Source organism: Rheinheimera texasensis DSM 17496 (assembly GCF_000711985.1).
In the GTDB taxonomy this organism is placed as follows: Bacteria; Pseudomonadota; Gammaproteobacteria; order Enterobacterales; family Alteromonadaceae; genus Pararheinheimera; species Pararheinheimera texasensis.
In genome coordinates, this window is the sequence record NZ_KL544006.1 from 360,083 (window position 1) to 375,835 (window position 15,753).

At 48.0% G+C, this 15,753-nt stretch carries 15 protein-coding genes; all 15 read right to left on the reverse strand.

What is annotated here, in order from left to right:
• Window position 1: 1 nt before the first annotated feature.
• Window positions 2-1,234: an oligosaccharide flippase family protein gene (locus Q399_RS0118765; protein ID WP_031571267.1), complete on the reverse strand. Its 1,233-nt coding sequence runs from the start codon at window positions 1,232-1,234 to the stop codon at window positions 2-4.
• Window positions 1,224-2,102 carry a dTDP-4-dehydrorhamnose reductase gene (gene rfbD, locus Q399_RS0118770; protein WP_051686174.1) on the reverse strand — a complete coding sequence of 293 codons (879 nt, stop codon included), beginning with the start codon at window positions 2,100-2,102 and terminating at the stop codon, window positions 1,224-1,226. The genes Q399_RS0118765 and rfbD overlap by 11 nt, the downstream gene beginning before the upstream one ends.
• The gene (rfbC, locus tag Q399_RS0118775) at window positions 2,099-2,638 is read right to left on the reverse strand and encodes a dTDP-4-dehydrorhamnose 3,5-epimerase (RefSeq protein WP_031571270.1); all 540 of its coding nucleotides are present in this window, start codon (window positions 2,636-2,638) and stop codon (window positions 2,099-2,101) included. Before rfbC ends, rfbD begins: the two co-directional genes overlap by 4 nt.
• Window positions 2,635-3,516 (reverse strand): glucose-1-phosphate thymidylyltransferase RfbA, encoded by an 882-nt coding sequence (gene rfbA, locus Q399_RS0118780; RefSeq protein WP_031571271.1) that lies wholly within the window; start codon window positions 3,514-3,516, stop codon window positions 2,635-2,637. The genes rfbC and rfbA overlap by 4 nt, the downstream gene beginning before the upstream one ends.
• Window positions 3,503-4,588: a dTDP-glucose 4,6-dehydratase gene (gene rfbB, locus Q399_RS0118785; RefSeq protein WP_031571272.1), complete on the reverse strand. Its 1,086-nt coding sequence runs from the start codon at window positions 4,586-4,588 to the stop codon at window positions 3,503-3,505. The genes rfbA and rfbB overlap by 14 nt, the downstream gene beginning before the upstream one ends.
• 103 nt (window positions 4,589-4,691) lie before the next feature.
• A complete protein-coding gene (locus Q399_RS0118790) occupies window positions 4,692-5,621 on the reverse strand; it encodes a Wzz/FepE/Etk N-terminal domain-containing protein (protein ID WP_031571273.1) in 930 nt (309 codons plus the stop codon).
• A gap of 28 nt (window positions 5,622-5,649) precedes the next feature.
• Window positions 5,650-8,385, reverse strand: coding sequence for an SLBB domain-containing protein (locus Q399_RS0118795; protein WP_051686175.1), 2,736 nt, complete (start codon window positions 8,383-8,385; stop codon window positions 5,650-5,652).
• A gap of 173 nt (window positions 8,386-8,558) precedes the next feature.
• Window positions 8,559-9,587 carry an NAD-dependent epimerase/dehydratase family protein gene (locus tag Q399_RS0118800; protein WP_031571275.1) on the reverse strand — a complete coding sequence of 343 codons (1,029 nt, stop codon included), beginning with the start codon at window positions 9,585-9,587 and terminating at the stop codon, window positions 8,559-8,561.
• A 9-nt stretch (window positions 9,588-9,596) separates the two neighbouring features.
• Window positions 9,597-10,874, reverse strand: a complete 1,278-nt coding sequence (gene tviB / locus Q399_RS0118805; RefSeq protein WP_031571276.1) for a Vi polysaccharide biosynthesis UDP-N-acetylglucosamine C-6 dehydrogenase TviB — start codon at window positions 10,872-10,874, stop codon at window positions 9,597-9,599.
• 10 nt (window positions 10,875-10,884) lie between these two features.
• Window positions 10,885-12,039 (reverse strand): non-hydrolyzing UDP-N-acetylglucosamine 2-epimerase, encoded by a 1,155-nt coding sequence (gene wecB / locus Q399_RS0118810; RefSeq protein WP_031571278.1) that lies wholly within the window; start codon window positions 12,037-12,039, stop codon window positions 10,885-10,887.
• Window positions 12,040-12,206: 167 nt separating this feature from the next.
• Entirely contained in the window at window positions 12,207-12,650 is a 444-nt protein-coding gene (locus tag Q399_RS0118815; protein ID WP_245612933.1) for a DUF2802 domain-containing protein, read from the reverse strand.
• Between the two features lie 10 nt (window positions 12,651-12,660).
• On the reverse strand, window positions 12,661-13,155 hold the full coding sequence (locus Q399_RS0118820) for a chemotaxis protein CheW (protein ID WP_031571282.1): 495 nt from the start codon (window positions 13,153-13,155) through the stop codon (window positions 12,661-12,663).
• A 33-nt stretch (window positions 13,156-13,188) separates the two neighbouring features.
• Window positions 13,189-13,926, reverse strand: coding sequence for a chemotaxis protein CheW (locus tag Q399_RS0118825; protein WP_245612934.1), 738 nt, complete (start codon window positions 13,924-13,926; stop codon window positions 13,189-13,191).
• 22 nt (window positions 13,927-13,948) lie between these two features.
• A complete protein-coding gene (locus Q399_RS0118830; RefSeq protein ID WP_031571286.1) occupies window positions 13,949-14,737 on the reverse strand; it encodes a ParA family protein in 789 nt (262 codons plus the stop codon).
• Window position 14,738: 1 nt separating this feature from the next.
• A complete protein-coding gene (locus Q399_RS0118835; RefSeq protein ID WP_031571288.1) occupies window positions 14,739-15,752 on the reverse strand; it encodes an OmpA family protein in 1,014 nt (337 codons plus the stop codon).
• Window position 15,753 lies beyond the last annotated feature (1 nt).

Consider the following 15,753-nt stretch of genomic DNA (forward strand, 5'->3'; position numbering starts at 1 on the left):
CTCAAGCACGGGTTACCTGCCGTATTTTTATAACTATCAGAATGGTTAACAGCATTTCTGCGAAAACAAAGGCCAGCGCAGCACCATATTGTTGCCCAATCGGCGCCAGTAAAGCGCAAAGCAATAATGAAATGACTCCGACCAGCAATAAACGTCGAGCCATAGCACGATCATACCCCAAATTATTCAGCCCCACGACACCGTACATAAAGTTGACGACGCCAAATAACACTGCACCAGACATGATCGCCAGCAAGCTCAGCACACTCAAAAACTGTGAGGGTAAGAGCCCAAGGCCAGCCAACACAAAAGCTGCCAGAGCCCCGAGCCCCCCCGCAACCAACAGCAGCAGCAATTGGGGTCGTGTTGACTGGCGAATAACAGCAAAGGAAGCGTTCAAGGCGGCAGGATTGAGGAGACTGGCAATTTTGGCGTAGTAATGATCATTTAATGGCCGCGCCAACGCCTGTAACATACGGACATACTTTTCCGCTATGGCATAAACCGAGACTGCATAAGGTGTTGCCAGTAAACTAAGCAGAAACACATTAGTGTTACGGTACAGAGTCACAGCAAGATTGCCAGTAAAAATAACAGAACCATCGCGAATCAATTGCACAGAGTCTGCCATGGCCGGCCAGCCATTCCGGGGTAATCTGACCATTAGCAACAAGCTCGCCAGCAGACCCGACAACAGATAGCTGCCTGCGGCAAGCCAGCTAGCCGTTTCAACATTAAGCTGCTGCTGGTTCTGCAGCCACCAAACTGCGCCCATAACCAGCAACCTGGAGATAAATACCAACAGTGCCAGTGCCTTATTTTCCTGGCAGGCCTGAAAAAAGTAATTGTGCTGTAAAATCATCCCTAGCGGAAACAGCAGCCAAATCAGAAAAAACGGTTCCAACGCTAAATTGTATGTTACGCCCAGTAAAACTAACGAACACAGCACAAACAACAGCAGCCGGGTTTGCAACACCTGATAAAAAATCTGTGCCTGCGCTTTATCATCTGAGGATGCTACTGCGGTGGCTACGGCTTTGACCTGGGTCACATCAAACGAATATAAACACAAAGTCAGCACATAAAATGCGATAACTTCTGCCAGTACCAGTCTCGCAAAATCCTCACTACCCAGCGCCAGTAATAACCATGGCATCAGTACCAACGGAAACAGGGCGTTTCCGCCCTGATTGACCGCCAGCCAGAAAATATTGCGAAGGTCTTTAATAGTCATTCAGCAGCTTGCACACAGTAGCTAAGGCTGGGGCGAGCAGCGGCATTGGGTAGTCAAACGCCTGTTCCGTCGATTGGCAATCCAACACGGAAAATGCAGGTCTGCGCGCCGGCGTTGGATAGTCTGCTGTCGTGATTGGCGATACAGAGGTATCGATAGAACAACCAGCCTTAACCAAAGCATCTTTGATCATTAACGCGAATTGATACCAGCTCAGCGTGGTTGCATTACTGAAATGGTAAGTCCCCCAGGGGCAACTGCCTGCTTCAATCCGCGCCACCGCATGCAGAATAAAGTCAGCTAAATCGCCGGCGTAAGTGGGCCGGCCAAGCTGATCACTCACAACAGAAAGCTGATCGCGACTGGTCATTAATCTGTGCATGGTTTTGACAAAATTCTGACCATATTCGCTAAATACCCAGGAAGTACGGATAATCAAATAAGCAGATGTGTGGCGGCAGACCGCTTGTTCACCAGCAAGTTTACTGGTGCCATATACAGAAGTAGGACCGGTTTTATCGTCAGGCTGATAAGGACTTGTCGCTAGACCATCAAACACATAATCCGTTGATACATGGATCAACGGGCATTCATACTTTTGACATAACATCGCCAACTGAAAGACTGCCTCGGCGTTGACGGCAAAGGCTATTTCAGCTTCAGTTTCAGCTTTATCAACCGCCGTATATGCAGCAGCATTGATCACGAGGTCAGGTTTCACTCGAGAAAAAATGTCGGCTAACATGGACGGTTGACTAAGATCACAGTCACTGCGAGATAACGCCGTAACCTTGTGTCCAAGCCTGTTTGCGCGCGCCATCAAGCACTGACCGAGTTGGCCTGTAGCACCTGTCAGCAAAATATTCATACCAGCAGATCTCCAAATGGTCGCGCTGCTGCATCTTTTGCTGACAATAATGGTTGAATGTTCAACGGCCACTCAATAGACAGCTGCGGGTCATTCCAGCAGATTGAACCTTCGTCCGATGGATCATAGTAGTCCGTACATTTATACTCAAAATCAGCGAACTCGGACAACACCAAAAAACCATGAGCAAATCCAGGGGGGACCCAGAATTGGCGATGGTTTTGTTCAGACAAAATCACACCTTCCCATTTGCCAAATGTCTCCGAGTGCGGACGGATATCTACCGCAACATCAAAAACTTCTCCCCGAACCACTCGGACAAGTTTGCCCTGAGGCTTAGTTTTTTGGAAATGCAGGCCTCTGAGAACCCCATGGGCAGATCGCGAGTGGTTGTCCTGAACAAATGGCAGGTCGATACCCGCCTGTTGTTTGTAGCGTTCAGCCTGGAATGCCTCTAAGAAAAAGCCACGTTCATCACCAAACACTTTAGGCTCGATAATCAGACAGTCTTGAAGTTTGGTAGGGATCACTTTCATATTTCACCATCCGCCAACTTTTGCAAATACTGTCCATAGCCGGTCTTTTTAAATTCTGCCGCGCGCTCCAGCAGCTCGTCCTTGCTTATCCACTGCTGTCGAAACGCAAGCTCTTCTAAACAAGCGACTTTGAGCCCCTGCCGATGCTCAATAGTCTGGACAAAATGACCAGCTTCTAACAATGAGTCGTGTGTTCCGGTATCAAGCCAAGCAAACCCGCGCCCAAGCAATGAAACGTTCAAATCTCCGCGTTTTAGGTAAGCCATGTTGATATCTGTAATTTCCAGCTCTCCGCGAGCAGAGGGCTTGATACTGCGAGCGATATCAATAACGTCATTATCGTAAAAATACAAACCGGTCACAGCAAAATTCGACCGGGGTTTTTGCGGTTTTTCTTCAATCGACAATACTTTGCCGTCACAATCAAACTCGACGACACCAAATCGTTCCGGATCCGTAACACGGTAGCCAAATACAGTGGCCCCCTGTTGCACCTTGACTGCCGCCTTTAGCTTGTCGCTAAAATGCTGACCATAAAAGATATTGTCGCCAAGAACCAAACAGACATTGTCCTGTCCGATAAATTCAGCACCGATGATAAAAGCCTGTGCCAAGCCATCTGGACTTGGCTGCTCCGCATAACCTAAATTCAAACCATATTGTCTGCCGTCTCCGAGCAAACGTTTAAAAGCAGGTAAATCTTCAGGAGTGGAAATAATCAAAATATCCTGAATACCCGCCAACATCAGCACGGACAGCGGATAAAAAATCATCGGTTTGTCATAAATTGGCAGCAGCTGTTTTGAAACCCCAAGGGTAATCGGATGCAAACGCGTGCCAGAGCCACCTGCGAGGACAATTCCTTTATACTTTTTCATGACCATCTCCCTGGCCTAACCGTTCTAGTTTGTAACTGCCATTTAGCACTGCTTGCCACCACGGCTTATTTGATAAATACCAGAACACTGTCTTACGTAATCCGCTTTCGAATGTCTCCTGCGGACGCCAACCCAATTCTCGTTCAATTTTACTGGCATCGATCGCGTATCTCAGGTCATGCCCTGGACGGTCAGAAACAAAACGAATCAAATCACGGTAATGACTGACTCCTGTTGGTTTTTCAGGCGCAAGTTCTTCCAGCAGATCACAAATGAGTTCTACCACCTCGATATTCTGTTTTTCGTTATGACCACCAATGTTATACGTTTCGCCCACTACACCTTGACTAACTACCAGATATAAGGCGCGCGCATGATCTTCTACGTACAGCCAATCACGAATTTGAGTACCACGTCCATAGACTGGCAAATTCTTACCGGCTAGCGCGTTTAAAATAGTCAGGGGGATTAATTTCTCAGGAAAATGGTACGGACCATAGTTATTTGAGCAATTGGTCACAATGACCGGCAATCCATAAGTTCGTAACCAGGCGCGCGCCAGGTGGTCTGAACTCGCTTTACTGGCAGAATAAGGGCTACTCGGCGCGTAAGGTGTCGTTTCGCAGAACAAGTCGTCGGTACCATGCAGGTCACCATAGACTTCATCGGTTGAGATATGATGGAAACGAAATGCTGCTGCTCTATTTTCGTCAAGGCTTTTCCAATAGCTACGAGCAACCTCCAGCAAAGTATAGGTGCCCACTATGTTCGTTTGGATAAATGCCGAAGGTCCATCTATGGAACGATCTACATGACTTTCAGCAGCAAGATGCATTACACAGTCAGGTTGAAATGATGCGAAAATCTCTGCCAGCGCAGCGGCATCACAAATATCCGCCTGACGGAACTGATATCTTGGAGACTTTTCAATACTTCCTAACGAGGCAAGATTACCAGCGTAAGTGAGCTTATCAAGATTCAAAACCGCATCTGATGTTTCATTAATGATATGCCGACAAACTGCAGAACCGATGAATCCGGCACCACCAGTCACTAAAATTTTTTTTGACATAATTAACTCTAGTTCTATTTTGAAAGCTCAAAACTCAAATAACAATTTGAAATCAGAGCTTGAAGGTGACGACGATTTCGCATCTGCACCTTAATTATCTGAATCAGCGACGCACAGCAGATGCCCGCAATAAAACCACAACAACACTGAGAAGAAAGCCAATCACTGTAAACAAAATAACGATTAGAGCCCGTTTCGGTTCAGACTTTTCCTCTGCTTCCAGCGGCGGATCAATAACTTTTAACGCGTACTCGTCACGAACATTAGCGAGTAATAACGTCTTTGTTTGCTCCTCGATCATTTTATAAAAAATTGACCGTAACTCAGTAAGATTCGTTTCAGAAGCCTTTACAGTTAAGTAATTGATACTTTTTTCTGCTTGCTTTTGATCTCGTACCCTGACCTCTTCATTGATATCGGTAATCATCGAATCAAGCCAACGGCGTGCAACAATCGGCGAAGGATGCGAAATAGAAATAGTGATAATTCCGGTAAGTTTGTCCTTACTAACCGCGAATATTTTGATAAATTCTTTGTGAAGTGTCTGACCAGACGGCTCAGGAGTAAGAGGAGCGTCAACTTTCCGCGTCCACTTTGAAATACTGTGGTCATAAACCGTGTTGTCATACCTCAGAGTACGGCTTATCGGATCCCAGGATTCTGCGGCCATCAGATCTATCGCAGCGTTATGCCTTTCTAGAAATCGAATAATAAAGTCCTTCGATTTCAGAATATTCACAGCGAGCTCAGATTTATCCTCACCTTTACCTTTGCCTAAATTCACCCCAGCCATAGCGGCAAGACTACCTAACTGGCCGGTCATACCGATACCGGCGGTTTCATCTGCAGCAACTAATATCGCTTGAGATTTATAGATATCCGGTAGCAAAAGGCTATACCCAACAGCCACGGCGGCAAATACAAAAGTTGTGATCAAAATAGTGTTTTTAGCAGCTAACAGCGTCGAGGCAATCCACGCAAAATTAATCTCACCACGCGAAGTTATCTGCACGTTATTTTGTGCGTCTTCCATAATATGGCTCTCCAAGTTGCTCAAAGCTTTAGAAACTATTAATAGCAGCCAGTGCAACGGCGCTTTGATAGAAGATTTGAGTGACCTGAGTCCATAGAGTCATACTATCTTTAAACTCAGTATCCAGTGGCACCACGACGGTATCACCAGGTTTTAAACCTTGCTCTGACACCGCAAACCACTGAGAGCTTTGCGGCACGTACACTGAACCGTCAGCGCGGATAATATAAACCCTGTCGGCATCTGCCCGTTTGCGCACACCACCGGCCAGAGCCAGATAATCATCGATCAGCAGCTCTTTTCTGTATCTGTGGCTAGATGCGTGTTGTACTTCGCCAACCACACTGATTGCTGTATTCATCGGCGGTACAAACAGCTCATCACCGTGTTCAGCAACGATATCTGCACCTTCGTCAGCCTGCTGAATTGCGTTGATATCAACAACCAAGCGCCCAACCGGCTTCACCTTTTCGATTTCTGCAATCATGGCCATAGCTTCCTGGGGCGCAACACCGGCACCGTCCGGTGTCAGGCTACGCGCAGCGATGTCAGCACGTAACTGTTGACTCAGCTTTTGGATCTGCTCAGATTCGCGCTGGCGGGTTTGTAACCGCGTGAACACTGCACCTTCGGCAAAGGCATCAGGTTTCAGGCCACCGGCGCGATTCAGCACATTTGATAGTTTTTCGCCCGGAACAATAGTGTAAACACCAGGGAAGCGCACCATACCAGTCAAGCGAACCTGGCGTTCGATGTTCCAGTTTGGGATAGCAAAAATGTTGAGTTTGTCCCGCGCTTGCAGGGCTTGGTTTGCTTTACCAGCAATAACGTTGCGCAAGCTGAAACTGATATGTTTGACCTGCATATCGCCGGAGTCAGCCTCAATGTAAGCGCGCGTCAGCTCGGCCCGGTCCATAAAAGCACTGCCTTTAAGGCCACCGGCCGCAGCGATTAAGCCTTTTACGGAGCCATTTTCAACAAGGGGATAATCACCTGATACTTTTACTTCGCCGGAGACGTAAACAATACGTTGCCCGTTTAAAGCATTTTTACCGCTTCTCAGTTTTTCCAATACACCAAACAACAGCTCCGATCGACGCAAATGAACTGTCTTTGCCAGGGTTTCAGGATCCGTTAAAGCTTTATCCAAAAAGCTCTGAAACTCTGCCATTAACCATTTCTCTTCGTTAGCCCACTGTCTGGTTTCCGAGAATAACTGGGTCGCCTTTTTCTGTTCTAAAATCAGTTCAAATGCCTGATCCGCTAATGATTCTATTTGCAGGACAAGGCCGTCTTGTTGTTTGACATCAGCACTGCCATTTTCTTCTCTGGCTTTTTGAAACTTCAGAATAGATTCCTCATCAAACCACCCTGCCTTTTCAGCCTTTTTACGGAAAAACTCATTTAAATCCTGCCGCTCATACGCTTTATCTTCATGATGGAAGACTAAAATCTGATCGCGCGGCTGCAGCTGCATATTGTCGGTGGACAGCGGGTTGTTGATCGCTTCCGCCAAATCAAACTGGAACACACGGATTTCACCGCCATAGCTGACCTCACGCACCAGCAATGCATAATCGAGATCTGCGGTTGTATGTAAATCAGACCAGAATGACTGCAACAGACTGTTCACCCGCATGCCTTGCTTCCAGGCGTATTTGCCCGGGCGCACAACGGCACCTGCCACTACAACTTCATTCTCAAACCGAGGGGATGTAGCGCCTAAACGAAGGACGTCACCAGCTCTAGCCTGTACCTGCAAACCTTCAGCGGTCGTTAAATCCAGATTAAGCAAATCGCGGACATTTTGCTTATTAACCCGCTCAACAATGGCATTCTGTGTGAAAGCACCGGGTTTCGCACCTCCAGCCATTTCCAGCAGTTGTGCCACAGTTTCACCTGGTTTAATCTCGTAGATCGCCGGCCGAACCACTTCCCCAACAACTTCAACCAAACCTGCAACCGGTTTTACTAAGATGACATCGCCTTGTTGCACCGGAATATCGCCTGAGGCATCGCCATGCAAAAGCAGGTCATAAACATCAAAATGGCCAATGATTTCACCATCGCGATTAATTTGAATTTGTCGTAAGGAACCGATATCGGATATGCCTTTACTTAATGTCAGCACGCTGCTGACTGTTGCCATGGCAGGTACAGCATAACTCCCTGGATTGTTCACCTCACCAGCGACAAAGACGGTGATTGTCCGAAGTTCAGCCATGCTGAGCGCGACTTCGACACCCAACATTTGCGATTTAATTTTGTCGCTCAGAAGCTGTCGCGTCTGTGCAAATGTAAGGCCTGAGACCGGAAAGGCACCAATATCCGGAATAGACACAGCGCCATTACGCTCAACAGTCAATTCTTCGGTCAGACTTTCTTTGCCAAAAACCTGCAGTAATAACTGGTCGCCGGGCCCAACAATGTAAGAATCCGGCACCGGTACGTTTTCCAGCGACAAATTTTGCTTGCGTTTAAACAGGTTGAGGCCGAAACGTTCAGCCTTTTTTTCGCCGGTATCTTCAACCTGTGTTTCTTGCTGTTCTGACTCGTCGTCTAAGTATTCTTCGGCGTCCGAGTCAGTCATTGACTTATCTTTGGCAGATTGCTTTTTTAAATCTGAGGCTTTCAGACCATATTGCTTCATCAGGCGCTGTTGTTCAGCTTTTGGTAATTTTTTGAATTGCGCCATCATCGCCGGCGACATAGCTGCGGTTTGTGACATTGCGGAGATAGGAAAACACACTGCTAATAACAGCATGAATAACCTGATTATTTTAATCACTCTCTGGCTCCGTGATTGTTAAAAATTAAGCAAAGATGCCGGCATTCTGAATGTAAATAATATGCGTCTGCATTTCAGGGGCTGCATTCTACCTTCAGTTCAATAACACTACGAGTAAAACTGGCGGCGATTATGAAGATCTGCACATTTCAGTTACAGAATTTTACATACCACCCCATCGCTTCGGCTATGCCCTGCTCTATCCGGTATTGCGGGTCATACCCCAGTAGTTTTTTTGCTTTCCCGATGTCAGCCTGCGAATGACGGACATCGCCAGCGCGGAAATCGCGGTATTCAGGTTGTTGCTGTGATACTGCGGCGCCCTCAGCCAATAACGCCTGCCGAATCGCGGCAAACAAGGTATTCAGTGTGGTGCGGTCACCGACAGCCACATTATAAACCTGGTCTTTTGCATCATCCGGCGCAGTGGCAGCCAGAATATTCATCTGCACTGTATTATTGATGTAACAGAAATCCCGACTGGTTTCGCCATCGCCGTTGACGAAAACCGTTTCGCCTTTCAGCAGAGCGGCTGTCCACTTTGGAATGACCGCTGCATAAGCGCCATCCGGGTCCTGCCGTTTACCGAACACATTGAAGTAACGTAAGCCTATGCATTTAAAGCCATAAGTTTTGGCAAACACCCCTGCATACAACTCGTTAACATACTTAGTCACGGCGTAAGGCGATAATGGATTGCCAATATTTTCCTCAACCTTTGGCAACGCCGGATGGTCACCGTAAGTTGAACTGCTGGCTGCATAAGTAAAACTGTTGACGCCGGCATCCTTCGCTGCAACCAGCATATTCAGAAATCCGGTGATATTCGCGGCATTAGTCGTAATAGGATCATGGATGGAACGGGGAACTGAACCCAGGGCAGCCTGGTGCAACACGTAATCGACGCCATGCACCGCTTGCTGGCAATCGCTAAATTCGCGGATATCGCCTCTGATAAAGCGGAAACGCTGCCACTGCTCAGCAGCCACACTGGTCTGTACTTCGTCCAGATTACGTTGGTGCCCGGTCGCAAAGTTGTCCAGACCAACCACTTGCTGGTCAAGTTTCAAAAGCTGCTCCAGCAAATTAGAGCCAATAAATCCTGCGACTCCGGTTACCAGCCACACTTTTGGATTTGCTTTGAGGGTATCGCATACCTGCCGGTATTTATTTGTCATATCTCTTTCTCAAAGCCGAATATCAGATTCCTGTGCTGACAACACATACTTCAGGTCGTACAGCACATGATTTTCTTTACCAAAAGCACGGATACCTGCAGCGCCTAAGGCTTTAAATTGCTGATGCGCGACTGCCAGAATGACTGCATCGTAGCCACCAGCACTCGCTTGTTTCACCGGGGTGATGCCATATTCATGCTGGGCTTCTTCCGCATCAACCCATGGATCATAAATGTCGGGCACAATACCGTACTCTGATAATTCATTAATAATATCAATAACTTTGGTATTTCGAATATCAGGACAGTTTTCTTTAAAGGTCAGGCCCAGCACCAGGACACGAGCACCTGATACTGCGACTTGTTGTTTGATCATTTGTTTAATCAGCTGTGAAACCACGTAACGGCCCATGTTATCGTTAATCCGGCGACCAGCCAGAATCACTTCCGGGTGATAGCCAACAGCTTGTGCCTTATGAGTCAGATAATAAGGATCAACACCAATACAATGACCGCCAACCAAGCCCGGACGGAACGGCAGGAAATTCCATTTTGTGCCTGCGGCTAACAAAACTTCTTCAGTATCAATATCAAGGCGATTAAAAATAACTGCTAATTCATTGATAAGAGCAATATTTAAATCACGTTGCGTGTTTTCAATGACCTTTGCGGCTTCAGCAACTTTAATACTGCTGGCTTTGTAAGTGCCGGCAGTAATGATGCTGCCATAGACCCGGTCAACAAAATCTGCGATCTCTGCCGTTGAGCCAGAGGTGACTTTGCGGATATTGACCAGACGATGTTGTTTATCTCCCGGGTTAATCCGCTCCGGACTATAGCCGGCAAAAAAGTCCTGATTGAATTTCAAGCCGGATATACGCTCAATGACGGGGATACAATCTTCTTCTGTCGCTCCCGGATAGACGGTGGATTCATAAACAACAATGTCACCCGGTTTGACGACCGCACCGAGTGTCTCTGAGGCTTTGATCAACGGAATGAGATCCGGACGATGGTGCTCATCAATTGGGGTCGGCACGGTAACAATAAAAAAATTACAGGCTTTTAGTTCTGATTTGTCACAGCTATATGTCAGCAACCGGGCAGAACGTAATTCTTCAGAATCGACCTCAAGTGTGTGATCCTTAAACTGCTTTAATTCCTCAATACGTGCTGCTGAAATATCAAAACCAACAGTCGGGAATTTTTTACCAAACTCTACAGCAAGTGGCAGTCCAACGTAGCCGAGACCAATCACACCAATTTTTACTTCCGACAAATTCAACATGGGTATTCCTTTACTTCGTTTGGCCATGAGTTCCGGCGTTTTGAAAATGCGCTTTGATACATTCAACAATACGACCGCAGGCTAAGCCGTCACCATAAGGGTTATGCGCAAAGCTCATGCTGTCGTAATAATGTTGATCAGTCATCAGTTTGTGCACCTCTGACACTATGACTTGCTGGTCGGTTCCCACCAGTTTGACTGTGCCTGCCGCGACAGCTTCAGGACGCTCTGTGGTATCGCGCATCACCAGCACAGGTTTGCCCAAGGATGGGGCTTCCTCCTGAATTCCACCTGAATCGGTCAACACGAGATAGCTTCGGCTCATCAGATAGACAAATGGCAGATAGTCCTGCGGCGCAATCAAATGCACATTCGGGCTGTTGCTCAGCAAACGGTACACGGGCTCACGCACATTTGGATTCAGATGGACCGGGTACACCACATCACAATCGGGGAACTGCTCTGCAATCGTCCCTAAAGCGGCACAGATATTTTCAAAACCGGCGCCAAAGCTTTCGCGGCGATGGCCCGTCACCAAAATCAACCGGCGACCGTCCTGACCATAAGGGAACTGGCTGGCGAACTGCTGACTCAACGTCTGGTCTGCGTCTATTTTTGCGACGACCTGATGCAGCGCATCAATGACCGTGTTACCGGTAACTTCGATGTTTGCCGGATTCGTGTTTTCGCGCAACAGATTGTCACGGGAGGTCGCCGTCGGGGCAAAATGCAGCGTGGTGATAGCTCCAGTCAGACGCCGGTTTGCTTCTTCTGGCCATGGGCTGTAGATATTGCCGGTCCGAAGACCAGCTTCAACGTGGCCAACGGCTGTTTTTTCGTAGTAACAGGCTAATGCGGCAGCAAAAGTCGTGCTGGTATCGCCGTGCACCAACACGATATCTGGCTGGAAGTCACGCAGAACAGGCTTGATATTGAGCAGAATGCTGGTCGCAACGTCATATAAGTCCTGACCCGCTTTCATGATCGCTAAATCATACTCTGGCACGATGTTAAACAGTTTCAGGACTTGATCAAGCATTTCCCGGTGCTGGCCTGTGACACAAACGCGGCTGTCTATAGCCGGATCTTGTTTTAACAAATTGACCAGTGGTGCCATTTTTATGGCTTCAGGGCGGGTACCAAAGACACTCAGGACTTTAATCATCAGCGGATTCCATTGCGATCATACCAAAAATGGCATTTAGCTTAACAAAACTGAGGCGCTGCGCATAGGGGCGCTTGCCGGGGACTTTATGGATGAGTGGAAAAAACAGCAAACTTTAGTTAATAAATAGATACAAATGAGCAACACCGCACAAAAAGGCTGTCAAGTTAAGTTTTATGCAGGTTATACAGCAGTTCAGCTTCAGCGCGTGGCAACTCACACTCGCGCATAACCTCTTCCAGCGGCGCACCTAGCTGTACCATTTTCATCGCTCGGTTGTACAGCTTTGAATCCGGATCAAACATGTCAATTTTTTGCTGTTGCTCAGCAAGCTGAGCCTGATTCTCGGCTACTTCAGACAGCTGATTGCTCAACGAACGCTGCTGCTGCTCCAATGCAATCACCCGTTGGCCGATACCTATAAATCCGGCCCGGATCTCTTCAATTTCAGCATTGAGCAACCGGAGCTGTTCCAGAGCAAGCTGATGTTGCAGGCTTTGTGCTATCCGCTCTTCACGTTGGCTTTTGTGTTGCCAAAGCACAAAAACGACCAGCAGCACACAGGCTGCCGGCACGGTAAGCAAAACGAGCAATTCGAAAGACAATGTCACAGGATAATCATCAGATACTGGTAATTTCTTCCCACTCTTCATCAGTGAGCAGTTTGTTCAAATCGACCAGAATCAGCAGTTCGCCATCACGGTTTGACACACCCTGAATAAACTTGGCACTTTCATCAGTGCCAACATTCGGCGCCGTATCAATTTCTGACGCACGCAGGTACACAACTTCAGCAACGCTGTCGACGAGGATCCCAATGACCTGTTTATCTGCTTCGATAATGACAATACGGCTATTTTCGGTAACATCGGATGGAGGTAAACCAAAACGGGCTCTGGTATCGATAACGGTCACAACGTTACCACGCAGATTGATAATACCTAATACATAGATCGGAGCACCCGGCACCGGCGCAATGTCGGTATACCGCAGCACTTCCTGCACCTGCATCACGTTGATGCCGTAAGTCTCTTCCTGCAGCTTAAAAGTCACCCATTGCAGAACCTGATCGGTGGTCTCTTTGCCTTTGCCGGACTGGGCCAGTAAATTACTCATTTAACGCTCCTCTACCTGATTCATTCTCAGCGTTCAGTCAGAACTCGCTGCACCTTTTGCCAACAGGGCAATCAGGGCGTCAACATCTAACAACGCACACATATGCTGCTTAATTAATCCGGCGAGCCAAGGCCGTTTGCCTTCGGAGGACCGCCATTTCACATCATCTTGTTCAAGGGAAACTGTATTGACCAGTGTCTCGCAGGCAAGGCCCCATGAGCTCTTACCAAGCATAATAACATATTGATAGTTTAGCTTTTCTGCCAGTGATTGGTCATATTTTTCTGGCATCACCCACATGGCAGTATTGACCACGTTTATCTTTTGGTCACGATATAGCATGACACCTTTGTACCAGTCTGGCTTACCCGGCAAGGTGTTTAAAGTCCCCATTTGATGGATGCCACCAAGTTCTTTTAATGGCAGCGCTACTTTTAAACCTGCGACCTCGAAAAACAGTGCCTGAAACTTGCCCTGCCGATAGCTCTTTTCCACAACCGGAGCTGCAGGTGGCGGTGGCGTGACAACTTTTTGTACTACAGGTTCTGCTTGTACCGGCGTGACTTTTGCTGCTACCGCTGTAGTTTGTGGCTTAACAGGGGCCACAATTTTAGGCTGCGCCTCAGCTACAGGCTTAGCGACGACCTTCGGCACCTGAACTTCGGCGGCAGGTTTTACATCAGCAAGCAGCTTGTTCAGCTGTTGCTTCTGCACCGTAACCGGCGCCGGCTCCTGCTCCTCGGTCAGTAAGGCATTCAGATAACTGCGCATCACCTTGCGGCTGGCGAACAGATCACTCATGCGCAGACTCCTGATTTAACTGGAGTAAATATGTCAGCAAGGTATTGTAAGCAAACACACCCCGAGACTTTGGTGCAAAAACCGGCGGCGGCGTCTGCGCCAGACTGGCATCGCGCATTTTGGTGTCAATCGGAATAACCGCTGACCAGACCAAATCACCATATTTTGCTTTGAGTTCTTTGTATGCTTCCAGTGACGCTTTTGTCCGCTTGTCGTACATCGTCGGCACTATGGTGAAATCATATGCGGGCTGGGACGGCGACTGCATCAATTGCATAGTGGCCAGCATCCGGTCCAGGCCTTTGAGTGCCAAAAACTCTGTCTGCACCGGTATCAAAATCCTGTTACAAGCCGCCATCGCATTAACCATCAACACCCCGATGACGGGTGGGCAATCGATCAGTACATAGTCATACTCATCGGCAACCTTCGCCAGCGCTTTTTTTAGAATAAGGCCCATGCCGCCTTTGTCACCCAAAGAGCGGTCCAGCGTAGCCAAAGCCATTGACGACGGCAAAATATCCAGATTATCGACCCCACTGGGGCATAATGATTGCAGGATCTCTTCTTTGGTAATGTCTTTGCCGCGAATAAAAATGTCGTAAACACTGTTTTCCAGTTCTTCCGCGTCGATACCAAAATAATAAGTTAATGACGCATGCGGATCAGTATCGATCAATAACACACGAAAGCCACGGCCGGCTAACAAGGCACCCAGCGTCACCGTCGATGTGGTTTTTCCAACGCCGCCTTTCTGATTCGCAATAGTCCAGACTACCAATTCAATTATCCCGCTTCTGCTGCACCGGTGCTGCGTTATCAGCAGCCGATGTAATTTTAATACCACCGTGTGGCAATCGAATCACTTTAATAGTGCCGTCCGCCGACACTTCCACATCTTCCGAGGCTAAAGCCGGCGTTTGTTCAGATGAAGCCGCTGTGTCACTCGGTTTGGCCGCTGCGTTTTTAGCCGGCAACTCAGCCGCTGATTGCGGTACCTGCGCCGACAACTTAGAAACCGCAATGACTACCTTGCGGTTCTCAGTACGGCCAGCTGCAGTACTGTTATCCGCAAAAGGTGAGTATTGGCCATAACCCTCTGCAGCCATTCGCTCCGGATTGACACCTAATGCCTGCAAACGACGTAACACGGCCATTGCTCTGGCCATCGACAATTCCCAGTTCGAATCAAAAATTTCGTTGTGGATCGTTTCATTGTCAGTGTAGCCTCTGACCCTGATCACATTATTGGTCTGGTTCAGCAGCGTAACAATTTCTTTCAGCACTATGTCGGCGGAAGCAATAGGTGAGCCACTGCCGCTGGGAAATAGCAAACCACTATTAAGCTGAATGGTCAGCCAGTCTTCATCAGACTCAACTTTAGCCACGCCTTTTTCAATTAAATTAGCCAGCGACTGCGTCAGCTGCTCTTGTAATGACACCAGCGGGTTACCAAACTGCGGCTTCTCCAGCACAGGCTGTTCCTTTGCGTCTGCCACAATCTCCGGACCACTTGGTACCTCAAGCGAAGTCCCAAATTGCTGGTAATCGCTGCGCGGCTTATTGTCGGTAAGCACTGCATCACCGGTCACACCGGTTTGGTCCGCCGCAGGTTTCTCAAAGACCTGCGACAGTGTTTCTGAAATGGTTTTATATTGTTCTTCTTTGTGGATAGCGATGGAATACAACACCACAAACAGCGCAAACATCAGCGTGACATAATCGGCATAAGACACCAGCCAACGGTCCAGTGGCTCCTGCTCGTTTTCCTGATGCCGCACCCGATGGCGATACATC

Excerpts from the sequence above, each read along its gene's own strand:
- Q399_RS0118825 (WP_245612934.1), bottom strand. The coding sequence starts at position 13,926 with ATGCGCAGTTATCTGAATGCCTTACTGACCGAGGAGCAGGAGCCGGCG.
- rfbB (WP_031571272.1), bottom strand. The coding sequence starts at position 4,588 with ATGTCAAAAAAAATTTTAGTGACTGGTGGTGCCGGATTCATCGGTTCT.
- Q399_RS0118800 (WP_031571275.1), bottom strand. The coding sequence starts at position 9,587 with ATGACAAATAAATACCGGCAGGTATGCGATACCCTCAAAGCAAATCCA.
- Q399_RS0118795 (WP_051686175.1), bottom strand. The coding sequence starts at position 8,385 with ATGCTGTTATTAGCAGTGTGTTTTCCTATCTCCGCAATGTCACAAACC.
- Q399_RS0118835 (WP_031571288.1), bottom strand. The coding sequence starts at position 15,752 with ATGTATCGCCATCGGGTGCGGCATCAGGAAAACGAGCAGGAGCCACTG.
- Q399_RS0118765 (WP_031571267.1), bottom strand. The coding sequence starts at position 1,234 with ATGACTATTAAAGACCTTCGCAATATTTTCTGGCTGGCGGTCAATCAG.
- rfbD (WP_051686174.1), bottom strand. The coding sequence starts at position 2,102 with ATGAATATTTTGCTGACAGGTGCTACAGGCCAACTCGGTCAGTGCTTG.
- rfbC (WP_031571270.1), bottom strand. The coding sequence starts at position 2,638 with ATGAAAGTGATCCCTACCAAACTTCAAGACTGTCTGATTATCGAGCCT.
- tviB (WP_031571276.1), bottom strand. The coding sequence starts at position 10,874 with ATGTTGAATTTGTCGGAAGTAAAAATTGGTGTGATTGGTCTCGGCTAC.
- Q399_RS0118820 (WP_031571282.1), bottom strand. The coding sequence starts at position 13,155 with ATGAGTAATTTACTGGCCCAGTCCGGCAAAGGCAAAGAGACCACCGAT.
- Q399_RS0118790 (WP_031571273.1), bottom strand. The coding sequence starts at position 5,621 with ATGGAAGACGCACAAAATAACGTGCAGATAACTTCGCGTGGTGAGATT.
- rfbA (WP_031571271.1), bottom strand. The coding sequence starts at position 3,516 with ATGAAAAAGTATAAAGGAATTGTCCTCGCAGGTGGCTCTGGCACGCGT.
- wecB (WP_031571278.1), bottom strand. The coding sequence starts at position 12,039 with ATGATTAAAGTCCTGAGTGTCTTTGGTACCCGCCCTGAAGCCATAAAA.